The sequence below is a fragment of the Streptomyces sp. NPDC127038 genome, assembly GCF_042725875.1.
Taxonomy (GTDB): domain Bacteria; phylum Actinomycetota; class Actinomycetes; order Streptomycetales; family Streptomycetaceae; genus Streptomyces.
In genome coordinates this window covers 24,245-40,923 of record NZ_JBHXDQ010000055.1, presented here as the reverse complement: position 1 = coordinate 40,923, position 16,679 = coordinate 24,245, and the positions used below count along the sequence as shown (strand labels likewise).

17 protein-coding genes and 1 riboswitch are annotated in these 16,679 nt (G+C 73.4%); of the genes, 12 read left to right on the top strand and 5 right to left on the bottom strand.

From position 1 onward, the window contains the following. Positions 1 to 131 precede the first annotated feature (131 nt). Positions 132 to 803, top strand: a complete 672-nt coding sequence (locus ACFWI4_RS30400) for a GNAT family N-acetyltransferase (protein ID WP_387202684.1) — start codon at positions 132 to 134, stop codon at positions 801 to 803. On the opposite strand, the gene ACFWI4_RS30395 is transcribed toward ACFWI4_RS30400, so the two are convergent. Continuing rightward, a complete protein-coding gene (locus ACFWI4_RS30395; protein WP_387202681.1) occupies positions 780 to 2,012 on the bottom strand; it encodes an FAD-dependent monooxygenase in 1,233 nt (410 codons plus the stop codon). The two genes, ACFWI4_RS30400 and ACFWI4_RS30395, sit on opposite strands and share 24 nt — an antisense overlap. 133 nt (positions 2,013 to 2,145) lie before the next feature. Here ACFWI4_RS30395 and ACFWI4_RS30390 point away from each other — a divergent pair, with 133 nt between their 5' ends. Next, complete coding sequence (locus tag ACFWI4_RS30390) at positions 2,146 to 3,024, top strand: helix-turn-helix domain-containing protein (RefSeq protein WP_387202678.1); 879 nt, start codon at positions 2,146 to 2,148, stop codon at positions 3,022 to 3,024. A 125-nt stretch (positions 3,025 to 3,149) separates the two neighbouring features. On the opposite strand, the gene ACFWI4_RS30385 is transcribed toward ACFWI4_RS30390, so the two are convergent. Continuing rightward, positions 3,150 to 4,604: an MFS transporter gene (locus ACFWI4_RS30385; protein WP_387202675.1), complete on the bottom strand. Its 1,455-nt coding sequence runs from the start codon at positions 4,602 to 4,604 to the stop codon at positions 3,150 to 3,152. 183 nt (positions 4,605 to 4,787) lie between these two features. Between ACFWI4_RS30385 and ACFWI4_RS30380 the strand changes: the two genes are divergently transcribed. Both ACFWI4_RS30380 and ACFWI4_RS30375 read left to right on the top strand, forming a co-directional pair. After that, a complete protein-coding gene (locus ACFWI4_RS30380; RefSeq protein ID WP_385404216.1) occupies positions 4,788 to 5,243 on the top strand; it encodes a MarR family winged helix-turn-helix transcriptional regulator in 456 nt (151 codons plus the stop codon). Between the two features lie 127 nt (positions 5,244 to 5,370). After that, complete coding sequence (locus ACFWI4_RS30375) at positions 5,371 to 5,928, top strand: exonuclease domain-containing protein (RefSeq protein ID WP_387202672.1); 558 nt, start codon at positions 5,371 to 5,373, stop codon at positions 5,926 to 5,928. Positions 5,929 to 6,048: 120 nt separating this feature from the next. Here the strand turns inward: ACFWI4_RS30375 and ACFWI4_RS30370 are convergent, their stop codons facing one another. Continuing rightward, positions 6,049 to 6,642, bottom strand: a complete 594-nt coding sequence (locus tag ACFWI4_RS30370) for a DinB family protein (RefSeq protein WP_387202669.1) — start codon at positions 6,640 to 6,642, stop codon at positions 6,049 to 6,051. A 253-nt stretch (positions 6,643 to 6,895) separates the two neighbouring features. Here ACFWI4_RS30370 and ACFWI4_RS30365 point away from each other — a divergent pair, with 253 nt between their 5' ends. The 3 genes from ACFWI4_RS30365 to ACFWI4_RS30355 all read left to right on the top strand — a co-directional run bounded on the left by ACFWI4_RS30365 (position 6,896) and on the right by ACFWI4_RS30355 (position 9,412). Further along, a complete protein-coding gene (locus ACFWI4_RS30365; protein WP_387202666.1) occupies positions 6,896 to 7,270 on the top strand; it encodes a VOC family protein in 375 nt (124 codons plus the stop codon). Positions 7,271 to 7,538: 268 nt separating this feature from the next. Next, entirely contained in the window at positions 7,539 to 8,243 is a 705-nt protein-coding gene (locus ACFWI4_RS30360; RefSeq protein ID WP_387202663.1) for a beta-glucanase, read from the top strand. 422 nt (positions 8,244 to 8,665) lie between these two features. Continuing rightward, on the top strand, positions 8,666 to 9,412 hold the full coding sequence (locus ACFWI4_RS30355; protein WP_387202660.1) for an alpha/beta fold hydrolase: 747 nt from the start codon (positions 8,666 to 8,668) through the stop codon (positions 9,410 to 9,412). Positions 9,413 to 9,504: 92 nt separating this feature from the next. On the opposite strand, the gene ACFWI4_RS30350 is transcribed toward ACFWI4_RS30355, so the two are convergent. Continuing rightward, the gene (locus ACFWI4_RS30350; RefSeq protein ID WP_387202657.1) at positions 9,505 to 9,735 is read right to left on the bottom strand and encodes a hypothetical protein; all 231 of its coding nucleotides are present in this window, start codon (positions 9,733 to 9,735) and stop codon (positions 9,505 to 9,507) included. Positions 9,736 to 10,178: 443 nt separating this feature from the next. Next, positions 10,179 to 10,350, top strand: a riboswitch (cyclic di-AMP (ydaO/yuaA leader). Positions 10,351 to 10,357: 7 nt separating this feature from the next. Here ACFWI4_RS30350 and ACFWI4_RS30345 point away from each other — a divergent pair. Continuing rightward, positions 10,358 to 12,340 carry an NlpC/P60 family protein gene (locus ACFWI4_RS30345; protein ID WP_387202654.1) on the top strand — a complete coding sequence of 661 codons (1,983 nt, stop codon included), beginning with the start codon at positions 10,358 to 10,360 and terminating at the stop codon, positions 12,338 to 12,340. Between the two features lie 25 nt (positions 12,341 to 12,365). On the opposite strand, the gene ACFWI4_RS30340 is transcribed toward ACFWI4_RS30345, so the two are convergent. After that, on the bottom strand, positions 12,366 to 12,683 hold the full coding sequence (locus ACFWI4_RS30340) for a hypothetical protein (protein ID WP_387202650.1): 318 nt from the start codon (positions 12,681 to 12,683) through the stop codon (positions 12,366 to 12,368). Between the two features lie 179 nt (positions 12,684 to 12,862). Between ACFWI4_RS30340 and ACFWI4_RS30335 the strand changes: the two genes are divergently transcribed. From ACFWI4_RS30335 to ACFWI4_RS30320, 4 genes are all read left to right on the top strand, one after another. Next, positions 12,863 to 13,393 carry a helix-turn-helix transcriptional regulator gene (locus ACFWI4_RS30335; protein ID WP_385404193.1) on the top strand — a complete coding sequence of 177 codons (531 nt, stop codon included), beginning with the start codon at positions 12,863 to 12,865 and terminating at the stop codon, positions 13,391 to 13,393. Positions 13,394 to 13,477: 84 nt separating this feature from the next. Further along, entirely contained in the window at positions 13,478 to 14,653 is a 1,176-nt protein-coding gene (locus tag ACFWI4_RS30330; protein WP_387202647.1) for a DUF2306 domain-containing protein, read from the top strand. Between the two features lie 137 nt (positions 14,654 to 14,790). Further along, the gene (locus tag ACFWI4_RS30325; protein WP_387202644.1) at positions 14,791 to 15,657 is read left to right on the top strand and encodes a hypothetical protein; all 867 of its coding nucleotides are present in this window, start codon (positions 14,791 to 14,793) and stop codon (positions 15,655 to 15,657) included. 276 nt (positions 15,658 to 15,933) lie between these two features. Then, positions 15,934 to 16,626, top strand: coding sequence for a hypothetical protein (locus ACFWI4_RS30320; protein WP_387202641.1), 693 nt, complete (start codon positions 15,934 to 15,936; stop codon positions 16,624 to 16,626). The last annotated feature ends 53 nt before the right edge of the window (positions 16,627 to 16,679 follow it).

Below are 16,679 nucleotides of genomic sequence, written 5' to 3'. Positions count from 1 at the left end.
TCCCTGCTCCCAGGTCATGATCCGGTACTTCAGCATCGCATCAAGCGGCGCCCCCCGCTCCCTGTCCGGCCCCGGCGACGCCGCTGCGCCGACCCTTGTGGGAGCGCTCCCAAGGCGTCAGGATGCCGGTCATGAACCCATCGCCGATGATTCGTGCCTACCGGTCCGCCGACCGTGCCGCCGTCGCCGACGTGTGCGTGAGCACAGCGGACGAGGGAGGGGACTCGCGAGCCCTGTACCCCGACGAGCAGCTCATGCCGGCCCTCTTCGCCGCGCCCTACTGCGTTCTGGAGCCCGGACTGGCCTTCGTCCTGGACGACGGGAGCGGACGGGCCGTCGGTTACGTGGTCGGCACCGGCGACACCGCCGAGTTCGCCGCCCGGTTCCGGGACACCTGGATCCCGCGCGTCGCCCACCGCTATCCCGCCCCCACGACACCGCCCCGCACCCCCTCCGAGGCGATGGTCGCGCTGCTGCACACGCCCGAGCGCATGGTCCTGCCCGAGCTGGCCGCCTATCCGGCGCATCTGCACATCGATCTGCTGCCCGGCTTCCAGCGGCGCGGCCACGGCCGGGCGCTGATGCGCACCTTCCTCGCCGCCCTGCACGACCGCGGCGTGCCCATGGTCCACCTGGGCATGGTCACCGCGAACCGGCCTGCGCGCGCGTTCTACGACCGCCTCGGCTTCCACGAGATCCCCGTGACCGACCCGGGACCGCTGACCTACCTGGGCAGGCGGACGGCGCCTGAAGAAGCCGAACGCCGTCCGGTGCACGGCTCAGGCGATGCCCAGGGGGCCTGACGCGGCGAGGGGCGCCGGGTAGTCCTCGACGGTCACGGAGTCGTGGAAGCGCGCGCTCTTCGTGGTGAGGCGGACCAGGGCCCTGCTGGGGCGCGCGGGCAGGGCGGAGATCAGCCGGGCGCCCTGGGCCAGCCCCCACACGCCGAGCCGCGACGTGGGGACGAGGGTCTTCGCCGCGCTCAGCGCGACCGCGCGGCTGCCTCGTACGTGCTCCGCCATCGCCCGCTCGTACGCGGGGAAGGCGCGCTCGTGGTCGCCGCCGGCCCGCGCCAGCTCTCCGGCGAGAACATAGGCGCCGACGACGGCGAGGCTGGTGCTGCCGCCGACGGCGGCCCCCGGGCAGTAGCCCGCGTCGCCGACCAGCGTCACCCTCCCCTTCGACCAGGTGTCCATACGGAGCTGGGTGATCGAGTCGAAGTAGAACGCCGGGGTGCGGTCGAGCTCGTCCAGCCACCGGTCCACCTCGGTGTGCATGCCGGTGAACGCGGCGCGCAGCCGTGCCTTCTGCCGGGCCACGTCATGGTGGTGACAGCCGGGATCGAGCTCGCCGCGGAACAGGAACAGGGCCCGCGCGTCGCCGAGGTGCCGGGCGCCGTACAGGCCGGCGGTGCGGCCGACGCCGACGTGGATGAGGAGTTCGCCGTCGAGCCCGGAGACGTTCGGCAGGCTCATCACCCCGAAGTGGGCCCCGACGAAGGAGTCCGTGCGGGACCCCTCGCCGAAGACGAGCCGGCGCACGGTGGAGTGCAGCCCGTCCGCGCCGACCACCAGATCGAAGCGGCGCGGCGCCCCGTTCTCGAACGTCACCTCGCCGCCGGGCGAGATCCCGGTGACGGAGTCGCCGAAGACGTACTCGACGTCGTCGCGCGCGGCGTCGCGGTAGATCTCGCTCAGGTCGTCACGCATGATCTCGGCGTGCCGGCCCGAAGCCCCGCCGAAGATCTTGGAGAGGTCCGCCCGGACCGGACGCCGTGAGCCCTCCCGGTGAACGGTCAGCCGGTGCGTGCCGGTGGCCCGCTCCTCGATCCGCGGGAGCACGCCCATCCGCTCCGAGATGTCCATCGCGGGCCGGAACAGGTCGACCGCGTGACCGCCGGTCCTGCGCGGCGCCGGGGCCCGCTCGACGACGGTGACGCCGAAGCCGTACCGGGTGAGCCAGTGGGCCAGCACCGGACCGGCGATGCTCGCGCCGGAGACGAGAATCCTCATGACACCCTGCCCTTCCGCCGGTCCGCCCGTACGGCGGGGATCGCCGGGACCGTCCTGAGCCCACTGTCCCCGCCCGCACCCGTCGGTGGATTGGACGAATGTTCCCCTCAACCGGCGTGCGTAGCATGGGGACATGCGGACCTTCGTGCACGGTGCGGAGACCTGGGGCGTGGCCCGTCCGCCGCGGCCGAGCCGGGTGGCCGGTGTCGGCATGGCCGGGTTCCGCGTGCGTGAGCTGGACGGGCTCCGGATGGTCCCGCACCCGGCCGTCACGGTGCTGCTGGAGTTCGGTGCCGGTTCGCCCGTCGTCGTCGGCCCCGACGGAGACCGGCGGTGCGGAAGCGTCGTCGCCGGGCCGGGGACCGGGGCCGGCGGTGGTGTCCGGGCCTGGGGAGAGAACGTCGAGTGCGTGCAGGTGCGGCTGTCCCCGGTGATCGCCCGTGCGGTCCTGGGTGTTTCCCCCGAGGGACTCGACGGCGCCGTCGTGCCGCTGGACGCCCTGTGGGGCCGGGAGGCGTCACGCATCCGTGAGCGGCTCGGTGAACTCCCGTCGTGGCAGGCCCGCTTCGCGCTCACGGACGCGCTGCTCGCCCGCCGGTACGGGGCGGGGCCCGCGGTGGACCCGGAGGTGGCCTGGGCCTGGCACCGTGTCGTCGCCGCCCGGGGGATGATCCGGGTCGACGACCTCGCGGCCGAGGTCGGGTGGAGCCGAAAGCGGCTGTGGTCCCGGTTCAGGTCGCAGCTCGGTACGCCGCCCAAGCGTGCCGTGAAGCTGGTCCGTTTCGACCACGCGGCCCACCGCCTGGTCGCGGGCGAGGGCGCGGCCCGGGTCGCGGCCGACGCCGGGTACGCCGACCAGTCGCATCTGCACCGGGACGTCATGGCCTTCGCCGGGACGACCCCGGGGGCCGTCACCGCTGAGCCGTTCCTCGCCGTCGACCACCTCGCGTGGCCCGGTCGCGGGACCTTCACCTTCGCCGCGGGTACGCCGGACCGTACGGCCAGGCCGTAGGACTCCGCGTCCCGCCGCGCCCGTTCACCGGCAGGCGGGACGAGAACCCTGTCACCAGGGAGTACGGACGTACCGGCCCCGGCGAGCCCAGGGGGCGCCGGAGCCGGTACGGGGGCCGTGGAACCTCAGCGGGTGGCCGCGGCCGTCTCCGGCGTGGCCGTCGGGCCCGCCTTGTCGTCGCCCGCGGCGGCGCGGACCGCCGGGATGACCGCGCCGATGGCGGCGGCCAGCAGGGCGACACAGCCGCCGACGACGAGACCGGTGCGGAAGCCGCCCTCGGAGGTGAAGGTGTAGCCGGCCGCGCTGGTCGTCATCTGGGCGAGGATGACGCCGATGACCGCAGAGCCGACCGAGGTGCCGAGCGAGCGCATCAGGGTGTTGAAGCCGTTCGCGGCGGCCGTCTCGGAGAGCGGGACCGAGCTCATGATCAGGGCCGGCATCGAGCCGTAGGCGAGACCGACGCCGCTGTTGATGACCATGCCGGTCAGCATCAGGCCCCAGGGCGTACCCATCAGGGCCAGCGCGAGCCCGTAGCCGAGCGCGATCACGAGGACACCGCAGACCAAGGTGAACTTCGGGCCGCAGGCGTCCGTGAGCTTCCCGCCGAGCGGGGAGACGATCATCATCATGATGCCGCCGGGGGCCATCCACAGACCGGCCGCGAGCATCGACTGGCCCAGGCCGTAGCCGGTGGCCTCGGGGAACTGGAGCAGCTGCGGGATGATCAGCATGCTGGCGTACATGCCGAAGCCGACGAAGATCGAGGCCACGTTGGTGAACAGCACCCGGGGGCGGGCCGTGGTGCGCAGGTCGATCAGCGGGTCCTTGGTGCGCATCTCCCAGGCGCCCCACGCGATCAGGACCGCGACGGCGGTGACGAAGAGCCCCACGGTCGTCGCGGACCCCCAGCCCCAGTCGGCGCCCTTGGAGACGCCGAGCAGCAGACAGACCAGGCCCACGCCGAGCCCGAGCGCGCCGAGCACGTCGAAGCGCTGACCCTTGGCGCCGGCCGGCACGTCCGGGATGAGGAACCAGATCAGCGTTCCGATGGCCACGGCGAGCACGGCGGAGCCCCAGAACAGCACGCGCCAGTTCGCGTACTGGGCCACCGCGGCGGAGATCGGCAGACCGAGGCCGCCGCCGATGCCCATGGACGCGCTGACCAGCGCGATGGAGGAGCTCAGCTTCTCCGCGGGCACCACGTCACGCAGCAGGGCGATGCCCAGCGGCACCATGCCCATGCCCATGCCCTGGAGACCCCGTCCGACGATCATCGGGACGACGGAGGAGGAGAGCGCGCAGACCACGGAGCCGACCACGAGCGGGACGGAGCAGGCGAGCAGCATCCGCCGCTTGCCGAGCAGGTCGCCGAGGCGGCCGGAGACCGGGACGCAGACGGCCGCGACGAGCAGGGTCACGGTGATCACCCAGGCGGAGTTCGCGGGTGAGGTGTGCAGGATCTGGGGCAGCTCGGCGATGAGCGGGGTGACCAGCGTCTGCATGATCGCCGCCACGGTGCCGGCGAAGGCGAGCGTGGCGACCACGCCGCCCGCTCGGGCGGGGGGCTGGGGGGCGTCCATGGGACTCCTCGGATCTGTCTGCGGGGCAAGAGATGTGCATCGTACATGTCCTATGTATCGCGCATGCTGTGTGGCGTATACATGTGATGTGGCTCGTGCACGGGCGTGTGGGAGCATGGAGCCGGGCCGCACCGCAACGCGTGGGACGCGCGGCCCAAGGTGACAGCGGGAGGCGGCAGGCGGATGGTCAGGCCCACACACGAGGTCGAGTACGAGCAGATGCTGCTCAGCCGCCATGGATGGATGAACCACAGAGGCGGCCGCACCAAGGACGGCGTCCTGGAGCGCAGCGCCTACATCCTGCTCAGCCGGATCCGGATCCAGGGGCCGATGTCGATCGGTGAACTGAGCGACGCGTTCGGACTCGACGCCTCCACCCTCAACCGGCAGACCGCGGCGGCGATGCGCGCCGGGCTGGTCGAGCGGATCCCCGACCCCGACGGCGGCATGGCCCGCAAGTTCCGCATCACGGACGAGGGGGCGCGGCTCCTCGACGAGGAACGGCAGGGGCTCATCAGTTCCCTGGACCGTGTGATGGCCGACTGGCCGGAGGACGACATCGCCGCCTTCGCGTCCTACCTCCGCCGTTTCAACACCGACATCGAGCGCATCGGCGGACGGCCCTGGCCGCGTCCGTGACCTGCGCTCGGGCCGCGTCCGTGACCTCCGCTCCGGACGCCGTGACACCGGCCGCCGGTGGCCGGTCCGCGGGCCGGAGCGGAAATCGGGATGCCGTCCGGGTGTCCCCGCTTCTACGCTCTCGCGCATGAACAGTGCCGGGGGACTCCTGAACGTCGTCGATGTCGAGGCCACTTGCTGGGAGGGCCCGCCGCCGCCCGGAGCGGTGAGCGAGATCATCGAGATCGGTCTGACGGTCGTCGATCTGGACGAGGGCGTCCGGGTGGCGAAGCACCGTCTGCTGGTCCGGCCCGCGCGGTCGTCCGTCGGCGACTTCTGCACGGAACTGACCGGGCTGACGCAGGAGGAGGTCGAGGGGGGTCTCTCGTTCGCCGACGCCTGCCGTGAGCTGGCCGCGGTGCATCGCGCGGGGGAGCGGCCGTGGGCGAGCTGGGGCGACTACGACCGTCACCAGTTCACCCGTCAGTGCGAGGCCACGGCGACCCCGTACCCCTTCGGCCGGCGGCACACCAATGCCAAGGCGGTCTTCGCCGACGCCCACGGGCTGAAGAAGCGGCCCGGGATGGCACAGGCCCTGCGCCTGGCCCGGCTCCCGCTGGAGGGACGGCACCACCGGGGCGAGGACGACGCGTGGAACATCGCCGCACTCGTCCTTGAACTGGCGGGGGGGCGGGCACTGGCGTGAGGCGTGAGGTCTGGGGTCTGAGGTCTGGGGGTTGGGTCTGGGTCCGGGTCTGAGGTCTCGGGGCCCGAGGGCTGGGCCTTGAGACCTGGCGCCCGGGCGTCGGCGGGTTCGGACCCGGTGTCAGGCCTCCTTGGCGGCGTCCCGGGCCGCCTGCTCCAGGCGGGCCCGGTAGTCCTCCCACCACTCCGGGCCGCCCGGCATCACGCTCTCGTTCGTCTCGCTCATCCCGACGGTGCCGTCCATGAGTTCGCGGATGATGTCCGCGTGCCCGGCGTGCCGCTGCGTGTCGGCGATCACGCGGACGACCGCGTGATGCAACGTCACCTCGTCCTTCCCGGCGGGCCACCACGGCACCCTTCCGGTCGTCTCCAGCGGCAACGCGTCGATCGTCGCGTCCGCGTGGGCCCACGCCCGGCGGTAGAGCCCCACGACGAACGCGCGCGACTCCTCGGCGGTGGCCCACATGTCCCCGTTCGTCTCGCCCGCGTGCTCCAGCCAGGGCAGCGGCTCGGCGGACGGCCGTCCGAACGTGGCGCCGAGATAGCCCAGTTCCATGGTGGCCACATGCTTGACCAGACCGAGGAGGTTGGTCCCCGTGGGCGTGAAGGGGCGGCGGACGTCGTACTCGGAGAGACCTTCGAGCTTCCACAGCAGCGCGTCACGAGCCGACTGGAGGTAGCGGTGGAGGTCGGCCTTGGCATCCGGTGAAGTCATGCCGCCCAGTGTGCCGTTGACGCGATCCCCGGCCCCAGGATTCCGGCTTTCGAGGCGCACCCGGATCGAGTAGGGTCCTCCGACGTGAACACCGGACCGGCTCTGAGCCACACACGGATCGGCGATCCGGCGGAGGACTGACCGCGCGGAGAGTGCCTCCGAGGCGCCGACTCCCTCCGGCACGCGGACCTCCCGGCTGCCCTAGTGCACCCGTGAGTCCCCTTCCGTGCCGAGCACCGCTGAGGTCAGCCGAATGACAGTCACCTTCAACCACACCATCGTCGCAGCCAAGGACCGCCACGAGTCGGCGCGCTTCTTCCGGGAACTGCTGGAACTGCCCGAAGCGCCGTCCTGGGGCCCGTTCACCAACATCCAGTTGTCCGACGGCGTGCTGCTCCAGTTCGCCGAGCCGCCGGTGGACATCCAGATGCAGCACTACGCGTTCCTCGTCGACGACGACCTGTTCGACCGGGCGTACCGGCGGCTCTCCGACCTGGGCATCGTGCACTGGGCGGATCCCGGGATGCGGCGCCCGGGGGAGATCAACCACGAACACGGCGGCCGGGGCGTGTACTTCAAGGACCCGGCCGGCCACGCGATCGAGCTGATCACCCGCCCGTATCTGTAACCGCGCCGAGCCCGGCCGGGGGTCGCCGTGTGCGGCGCCCGGCCGGGCTGCGGCCCGGCCGGGCCGGTGCGCCGCCGGACGGAGCGGTCCGCCGGCGGGCGCACCTGTGCGCGGCCGGGCGCCGTGCGGTGCGGGGCCGTGCGCCGGAGTGCGGCCGGTTCACCCCGATGGGTTGTTTTGTGGCGGGTTGTCGTGATCGGGGCGTGGGCGCTGCCGGTCCGGGGAGAACCTGGGACGTACGCGAAACGCCGTCATCGAGGAGTGCCGCGTGTCCGATGTCGTCTTCACCGCGGATTTCGCCTCGCCTCGGCAATGGGTCGCGGGCCATTCCTGGGCCTATCCCGACGGCGGTCCGGTCAATCCGGACGACGGGAAACTCGACCACCTCGTCACCGATCCCGCCTACTGCCGCACGGGCCGCTTCCGGGCCACCCGCAGACCGGACGGCGACTGGGACGCGGGCCTGCTGACCACCGAGGGCAGCGCGGACGGCTTCATGGTCCGCACCGGGGACGTGCTGGAGACGCGGGTCAAGCTGCCGACGGTGACCGGGGCCTGGCCTGCCGTCTGGACCTGGCGGGACGGCGGCCAGGAGATCGACGTCTTCGAGTACCACCCGGACAACCCGGACCTGCTGGAACTCTCCAACCACGTACGCAACACCCACCGTTACTACCGCAATCCTGCCATTCGCCCCGGTGGCTGGGTCGACATCACGGTCGAGTTCGGCGCCCACCGGGTGGTGTGGTGGGTCGACGGGATCCAGGCCTTCGACGACCGGCGCGGAGTGGGCCGGTCGTGGCACGCCTATCTCATCGTCAACCTGTCCGTGTGCGCCGGGCGTTATCACCCGCCACCCCCTCCCGGGGCCACCGAGATGGACTTCGAGGTGGCCCGTCTGATGGTCCGCAGGCCCCCGGCCGACAGGCCGTTCCCGGTGGCCGCGGAGTACGAGGCGGACCTCCTCGACTGACGAGCCGCCCGGGCACGGGCCGGAAATCGGTTCTCGCCCGGTGCATCCGCCGGGGCCCTCGGCGCAGAAGCACGGCATCAGAAGCGGCGCAGCGCTCGTGCGCGTCGCACCGACTGGTGCCGAGGGTCATGTCGAATCCGCAGCCGGGGCGGGACGCCCCCGAGGCCGCCTACGTCAGTCACGTGGGCAACTGCCGTACGTGCCAACGGGAGTCGGGGCGCTGTCCGCAGGCCACCCGCCTCTGGCGGTTCTACCAGGAGTGGCGCAACGGTAACCGTGCCCGGTCCGAGAACGGGGACTGAGAGCTGCCGCCGCTGCCCCGAACGACCCGCCCGGTCGCGGTCGAGCCGCCGGCCGGTGAGACGATCCCTCCTCACGATCGAATGCGGGGCGTGGAGAGCGCCGTGCGGTGGAGAGGTGTCATGCGAGACCCTGTGCGGAGGTCCGCCGAAGATGTGGTCCGGCCCGGAGCGGCGGACGCTCCCGCTGCGCTGATGCCGTGGCACACGGTCCCCGCGGGCTCCGGTCCGGCGCGGGCCGCCGTCCTCGTCCTGCACGGCGGTGCCGCCGACAGCAAGGCCCCGCCGCGGCCGTGGAACGTCGCCCGCGCGCGGATGCGCCCGTTCCTGCGTCGTGTGACGCGGGCCCTGCCGGACGAGGGGACCTTCGTCGGGCAGGTGCGCTACCGCCACCGGGGCTGGAACGGCGCGGACGCCGATCCCGTCGCCGACGTCCTGCGGGCCCTGGATGAACTCTCCGCGCTCGTGGGGGAGGTGCCGGTGGTGCTCGTCGGCCATTCGATGGGCGGGCGCGCCGCCCTGCGGGCCGCCGCCGTGCCACAGGTACGGGCCGTGGTGGCGCTGGCGCCCTGGTGCCCGGAGGGCGAGCCGGTGGCGCACCTCCGGGACAAGAGGGTCATCGTGCTGCACGGAGACCGGGACCGGATCACCGACCCGGCGGAGTCCTTCGCCCTCGTCCGCCGGGCCGTGGAGGCGGGCTCCGCCGCGAGCGCCGTGCGGGTCGCGGGCGGTGACCACGCGATGATCCGCCGGGCACGGACCTGGCACCACGCCACGGGCACGACGGTCGCGGGCCTGGTCGCCCGGATCGCCGACGGGCTCGACCCGCTGCCCGCCCAGCGGCCCGGCGCGGAACCCGACGTCCTCTAGGGGCCGTCCGGCCGTTCCGGTGTGCCCGTCGACGCCCACACGTACTGCCCGTCGACGCCACGCACGCACTGTCCGTCGACGCCCCGCGCGTCCTAGCCGCCGGGCGCGTCGAGCCGGTCGTCGGGATGGGGCGTGGGGGAGAGGGAGCGGCGGGAGCCGGACGACGGCCGCGCGGCGGACGAGGGGAGGGGAGCGCCCGTCGACGGGTCCCAGTTGAGGATCCACTCGAAGTCGCGTTGCAGCCGACGGGCCTCGCTCCGTACGAGGGTCGGTATGTCGCCGCGTTCGGAGATCAGTTGGGCGTAGATCGGCGCATCGTGCACGTGGGGATCCTCGACTCGCTCTAGTGGTCCGACGTGCTCCGACGGTACGGGCGCCATGTGTTCCGAGCGGTCCTCCGGCCGGTTCGGTCGCAAACCGGTCGAGGTGTGACCGACGGAAGCCCGCGATGTCGAACGGCGCGCCCGGGAACGCCAGTTCTGTGCACACTTTCGACAGGATCGAGGCACCCGGGCGCTCGACCGGGCGACCGGGTCCCGTGGAGTCCGCCCCGTCGGACGGGAGTCGGGTCCGATCGTCCCGACAAGCCGTGCTCAGCCGCCCTTTCGGGCACGGCGTGTGTCCTCGCCGTCGCGCTGCGGGATGGTGCGATGAAGGTCACGAAAATGTATCGGACATCTGGGACGTGGATCTTCACATCGGGTGCACAACATGGCTAAGTTGGCGACCAGGCCGTCCGACTCCCTCCGGCGAAGCCCGCCGGGCGGCGCGGCCTCCGCCGAGTCCTGCCTGTCCTCGTGGCAGCGGGAGCCGGGGACCCACCGAACTTGGGGTGAATCGGCCAACTGCCTTTCGGGGCAGGGGTCGTAGGGCATACCTTCCGGAATCGTCCGCCCGAACCCGACAGCTAACCCGGTAGGCGGACGACGGAAGGAGCACCACTCCATGGCGCCGGAACGCACCCCGCCCAGTGGCGAAGAAGTCGCCCGCAGGCTCTCGTCCCTCTACGACCAGGCGGAGTTGGCCACCGGCAACTTCAACGGGACCCGCGCTTCGGCGAACTCCACCCGCAGGCCGGGCCGGCGCGGCGGTCAGGGCGGCGGCTCCGATCCCGCCCAGGAAGACCTGATGCGGCAGTGGTTCGACGGGGCGCGTTCCCGCTTCGGACCCTCGGCTCCGGCCATCCTTCCGGCCGACCGGATGCCGGACCGGGGCGCCGAGCCCGCCCGCCCGAAGGAGGGCGCGAGAGGTTCCAGGGGTTCTTCCTCGGATCTCCCCACGGTGTACGAGCTCGAGCAGATCATGCGGCCCGTCGCCGAGTTGACGGCCGCCCCGGTGCTCGAACTGACCGCGGGCCCCTCCTCGGAACCGGCCGCCCGGCCCGTCCTGGAGCTGACCGCGGGCCCGGCCGCCGAGCCCATGGCCGCCGGCGCCCCGGCGGGAGCCGGGGCCGCGGTCCGTGCGGCGCTCCCGCCGGGGGCCGCCCCGGCCGCCGCCTCGCAGAAGGCCTCGCTGCACGGCAGGAAGCAGACCGCCCGGCGCAAGCTCGCCGTGGCGCAGGAGCTGATGGCCCGGCACACGGCCCGGCAGGGCATGGCCGTCCCGCAGCAGCCGCAGGCGCCGGCCATCGAGTACCGGCCGGCCGCCGAGCCCCGGTTCCCGGCCGCCCCGCAGACCGCCGCGTACCAGGCGATTCCCCAGGCCCCCGCGTTCCAGCCCGCCCCGCAGCCCATCGCGTACGAACAGGCGCCCCGGACCCCCGCGTTCCAGCAGGCGCCCCAGGCCCCGTCGTTCCCGTCGGCACCGCAGCCCACGGCCTTCGACACGGGTTCGATGCCTCGCGCGTACGAGACGGGCTCGATGCCCCGTGCGTACGAGACCGGTTCCATGCCCCGTGTGCAGGACACGGGTTCCGTTCCCCGCGCGTACGACACGGGCTCGATGCCTCGCGCGTACGAGACGGGCTCGATGCCCCACGTGCAGGACACCGGCTCCGTGCCCCGCGTGTACGATCCCGCTCCCGCGGCAGACGAGTACAAGTCGGTGCTGCTGCCTCTCTCGTACGAACCGGCGCCCCCGGTCTCCGAGGTCAGATCGGTGCTCCTGCCCCTCTCGTACGAGACCCCGTCCCGGCCCAGCGGATATCAGCCGCCTCCGGCGCCTCCGGTGAGGGAACCCGCGCCGCAGCCGCCCGCGTACGAACCCGCGCCCCCCGCCTACCGGGCCGCCCCCATGCCCCCGGTGAGCGAGCCGGCACCCCAGCCCCCCGCGTACGCACCGGCCCAGCCCGCGGCCGCGTATCAGCCGGCCCCGATGCCCCCGGTGAGCGAGCCCGCGCCGCAGGCCCCCGCCTACGCGTCCGCGCCGACGCCCGCCGCCTACCGGTCGGCCCCGATGCCCCCGGCGAACGAGCCGTCGGCGCCGCCGGTCGACGACACCTGGCGTGAGTCGCTGCGGTCGGCCGGCCGGCAGCAGACGTGGCCCGCCGCTCCCGCCGCCGGAGGCACGAGCCCGGGGTTCGACATCGACAGCCTCGTCGCTCCGGCCGCCCCTCCGGTCGTCGGACAGGACAGCAGGGCCGCGGAGGCCGTCGCCTTCGCCCGCGCGCAGATCGGCATGCCGTGCGTGTGGGGAGCGTCCGGACCCGGGTCGTACGACCCCTCGGGACTCACCCAGGCGGCCTGGAAGAGCGCCGGGGTGATGCTCCCGCGCGCCGTGCAGGAGCAGGCCCAGGCCGGCCCCGCGGTCGCCCTCGGCGACATCCAGCCCGGTGACCTGGTCTTCTTCCACGCCAACGTGAGCCACGTCGGTCTCTACGTCGGCGACGGCATGATGGTCCACGCGCCGAGCCCCGGAGCGCGGATCGCCGAGGAGTCGGTCCAGTACGCCGGACATGCGGCCGTCCACAGCGTCGTACGCCCGGTCTGAGGCGTCCCCCGGCGGCGGCGCGCGGTCAGAACTCCCGGTCGATCCCCGTCACGGCGGCGGGCCCCAGCGGCGCGTCGTCGGCGGACAGACCGCTGTCCCGGAACGCGCCGGACACGAGCCGCACGGCCTCGGCCTCGGCGCTCTTGCGGTCCGCCGCCTCGACCTCCAGGCGGACGGAGAACCGGTTGTCCTCGTCGACGGTGAGCAGGCTCAGCTCCTCGGTCTCGCCCAGGTCCGTGTTCTGCGGGTCCTGGGGGCGGAGCCTGCGTTCGACGTCGGCACGGGAGGCGTCCGGGAGACCGTGGACGAACGTCCCGGGAACGGTGATGACGTAGGTGGTCACAAGTACTCCTCGTGCGGCCGGGCCGGAGGGCTGAGGTGCGGTCGGTTGCGTGATCGCCCGTCTACCCCGCATTGTGCCGGGCACCCGGATCTTCTTCGCGTCGGACGGCGCCCGCCGCGCGGGGCCCGGTCGCCGGGCGGGCCTGCCGGACGGTGATCGCGTGGCGATACGGTCGCCCCATGGCTGACGCAAGGCTGACCACCGCCTCCTACCTCGTCCTCGGCATCATCGACAAGCTGGGCGAGGCCAGCGCGTACGACGTCAAGGGAGAGGCGGCCCGGACGGTCGCGCCCTTCTGGTCGGTGCCCCACGCGCAGGTGTACGCGCAGTGCGACCGCCTCCTCGACGCGGGGCTGCTGTCGCAGGTGCGGCAGGAGAGCGGCCGCAACCGCAGGGTGCTGACGCTGACGGACGAGGGCAGGGCGGCCCTGCGGGGCTGGCTCGACGACCCCGCGTTCGTGCCGGTGGAGGCCCGCGAGCGCGGCATCCTCAAGCTGTGGTTCGGCGGACGGGCCGAGGTGCTCGGCCCCGTACAGCTCGACGAGCACCGCAGGACCCTGGCCACCTACGAAGAACTCGCCGAGACCGTCGGGGAGTTGCTGACCCGCGGGCAGCGTGACGCGCTGGAGTTCGGCATCCGCTACGAGCGGATGATGATCGACTTCTGGGGATGGGTGCAGCGCCGGGACGAGGACACGACAGACCGTTGACCCCGGCGGTGGACGGCCCTACCGTCTCGATAGTCCAAACGAGACTATCGATGGCCGGGTCGCGGCCACGAGCAGGGAGTCGTCGTGCGTCGTCCGACGGGCACCACCTGGCGCCGCCTCGCCGTCATCGCCTTGACGGCCGTGTGCGTGGGCTACGCGCCGATCGCCATGACCGAGCTGTGGCCGTACGCACGCCCCGGCGCGCCGGCCTACGGCGAGTGGGTCCTGGCCCACGTGGTCTCGCCGCGTTACGTGGCCGACGCGCTGGCCACCCGGATCGGTCCCTACCGCCACAGCCTCGTGCCGATGATCGTCCACTCGGTGCTCGGCGGTGTGCTGATGCTGCTGGGCCCGGCGCAACTGCTCACCGCCGTACGGCGGCGCACCCGGCTGCACCGGGTCCTCGGAGTGGTCTTCGCGGTCACCGTGTACGTCTCGATGGCGGGCGCCGGACTGTATCTGGCGCGCACCGCGCCCGGGGACGCCTTCAGCGGCGCGGCCTTCTGGATCGTGCTCGCGACCATCCTGGCGGGCACCGTGATGAGCGTGACCCTCGGGGTGCTCGCGGCCGTCGGCGGCTTCCCCGACCTGCACCAGCGCTGGATGCTGCTCTGCTACGGCTTCCTGATGACCGCTCCGCTGCTCCGGTTCGAGTGGGGCGGCCTGCCGATGCTCATGCCCGGGCTGTCCATGGCCGAGATCAACCAGCTGGCCACCATGCACCTGGGCTCCGTCGTCGCGTTCGGCGCCCTGATCGCCTCGCGTTCCCTCGACCGGCGCAGGCAGGTCGCCGGGGTGTCCGGGACCTGGGCGCCCGTCCCCGTCCTGGTCCTCGCGCAGCTGGCGGGAGCCGCCGCGCTGGCCTGGATCGCCCGGGCCCTGCTGGCCCACGGCGCAGCGGGGCGCCGGCTCCTGCTCGCCTACCTCCTGCCGTACGCCGTCACGTACGCGGTGATGGCCGTGCGGGCGCGCCGGGCCGGCCGGGAGGGGCGTCCGTGGGCGCGTGAGGAGTGGCGCCTGCACTGGGTGGCCCTGTGCCTGGCTCCGGTGCTGTCGGTCGGGGCGGCCCCGCTCCTCGAACGGTCGCTGGGTCTCGACGCGCTCACGGCCCTGGCGGCGGGGGCGGCGATCGGCTGCGGGGTGACGGCGTTCATGGCGACGCTGGCGGTGAGCATGCGGGTCCTGTACGCGCGGGAGGTCCTCAAGAGGGCCGTGCCCGCCCCGAGTTCGGCCGCACGCCTGTCGGCACCGGCCTCGTGACGTCGTTCCCCTCGTCCGGAAACGGGATCCCCATGTCCGACGCATCCGCATCCGCATCCGCATCCGCATCCGCATCCGCGTCCCCGTCCCCGTCAGAGGGCCCCTCGGAGCAGCCGGGACGGTCGTCCCGGCGTACCATGCCTCCGGAGCCCCTCGCGGCGGGTGGGCGGCCGCTGACCGCGGGAGTGGCCGTGCTGGCCACCGCGGTCGCCGTCGTCGGCGTCCTCGTCGGCGGGCTGCTGGCGGCCGTGGCCCTCACCGGGCACGTCTTCGGCGCGTGGCCCTCTCCCGAGTCGCTGACCCCGGGACTGCTCGGCGCGGCCATGCTCGGCACCGCGCCCGGACTGTTCGCGGTGAACCGGGCCCGCGCCTGGCACGAGGCCCGCTCGCTCGTCCAGCCGCTGGCCGTGGTCCTGCTCGGGCTGTTCACCGTGAGCCTGCTCGACGCGGGCCGGCTGTACGTGGCCACGGGCGGCCCCGTCGTCCCGGTCCTGTTCAGCCTCGGCTGGCTCTTCGTGCTCGGCACGCTCTGCGTGTGCGCCGTGATCGCGCTGGCCCGGCAGTACGTCACCCCTGGCCGGCCTCCCGGCCCGCGCGGCGCGCCGCTGCCCGGCTGGTCGAAACCGGCGCTGGCCGTGCTCGGTTCGGCGTGGCTCGGCATCGGTACGGGTCTGCTGGTCAGGCCCGGATTCTGGGCCGGCTTCGTGCCGTGGGACGTCGACCGCCTCGACGCGCGGGCGCTCGGAGTCTGGGCCCTGGCCCTGGGCGCCGGTGTCCTCGGAGCACTCGCGGAGGACGACCTCGCCCGCACCGGCCCGGCCCTGACCGCCCTGCCGGGCACCGCCGTCGCCATGGGTGTCGTCCTGGGCTGCCGTGCCTCCGCCGTCCACTGGTCCTCGGGCCCCGCGCTCTGCCTCGTCGCCATGGTGGCCGGGCTGCTCCTGGCCGGCCTCGGCGGGCGCGTCCTGCTGGCGAGGTCGGCGGCGGCCCACCCGCGCGGCTGACCGGTGGATCCCGGCCCCCTGGCCGACCGGCCGATCAGCGGCAGCCCAGTGCCCGGGCGGGTCAACGTGCCTTCAGAACAGTGTGGTTGACGTTCAGGCGACTGAACCGCGGAACAGTCCCGGCGCTCGGACGACGGCAGTGGATCACGTCGCTGCCGACTCCCGGCAACGTTGTCCGCGCCATCTGTTCCGGGCGGAGGCAGGGCCGCTGTCCGAGGCGAACGGCAGGATACGAGGCGTCGTGGGACGAAGAACGTCGCTGGGGGTGGTACAGCTATGCGCCGGTGGGATCGTCCTCCGCCCGTCCAGGAGCCGGACCTGCCGGAGTACCTGCGCAGCACGGTGTGGGGGCCCGCGGAGTTCGTCGGCTGGCCGCCCCGGCGGCTGGTGGGGGAGGGACTCCTCGCCGGGGTGGTCGGAGCGGGGTCGATCGTGGGCGCGGGGGTCGTCGGCGACCAGACCGGTATGCCCGTCCTGGCCAGCGGCGAGGCGGGGCTCGTGTGCGCCGGGGTCCTCGTCCTGCACCTGGTCCGCCTGCGGGTGGGACGGGCCCTGGTCGGCGTGGTCGCGGTCCTCGGCGTGTGTCTGGCCCTCCAGGTCCCGCGGGCCGCGGCGGACGTGGTGCACGTGGACGGGGAACGGGTGGCACCCATGGTCGTCACGTCCGTCGACGGCGACGGGCGACGGGGCGCGGGCCGTACCGGCTACCGGTGCTCGGTCGTACGACGCGACGGCGCACCGTTCAAGGCGCGCATCCGGCGGGGATGCGGACGCACCACCCGGCCCGGGGACGTGCTCGCCGTCGTCTACGACCCCCAGGGGCGCATACCGCCCCGCGCCCTGTCCGGGGGACCGGTGACGGCGGCGGGGCTGCGCGGCCCGGCCACCCTGGTCCTGGCCCTCCTCGCCGGATGCGTGCTCGCGGTCGTCCGCGCCCACCGCCTCACCCCGGCTGCCTCCACCACCTGACCCGTCCGGCCGCCCACGGCTGTGGCGGCGCTCCGCCGGCCGCGGCCGGCGCC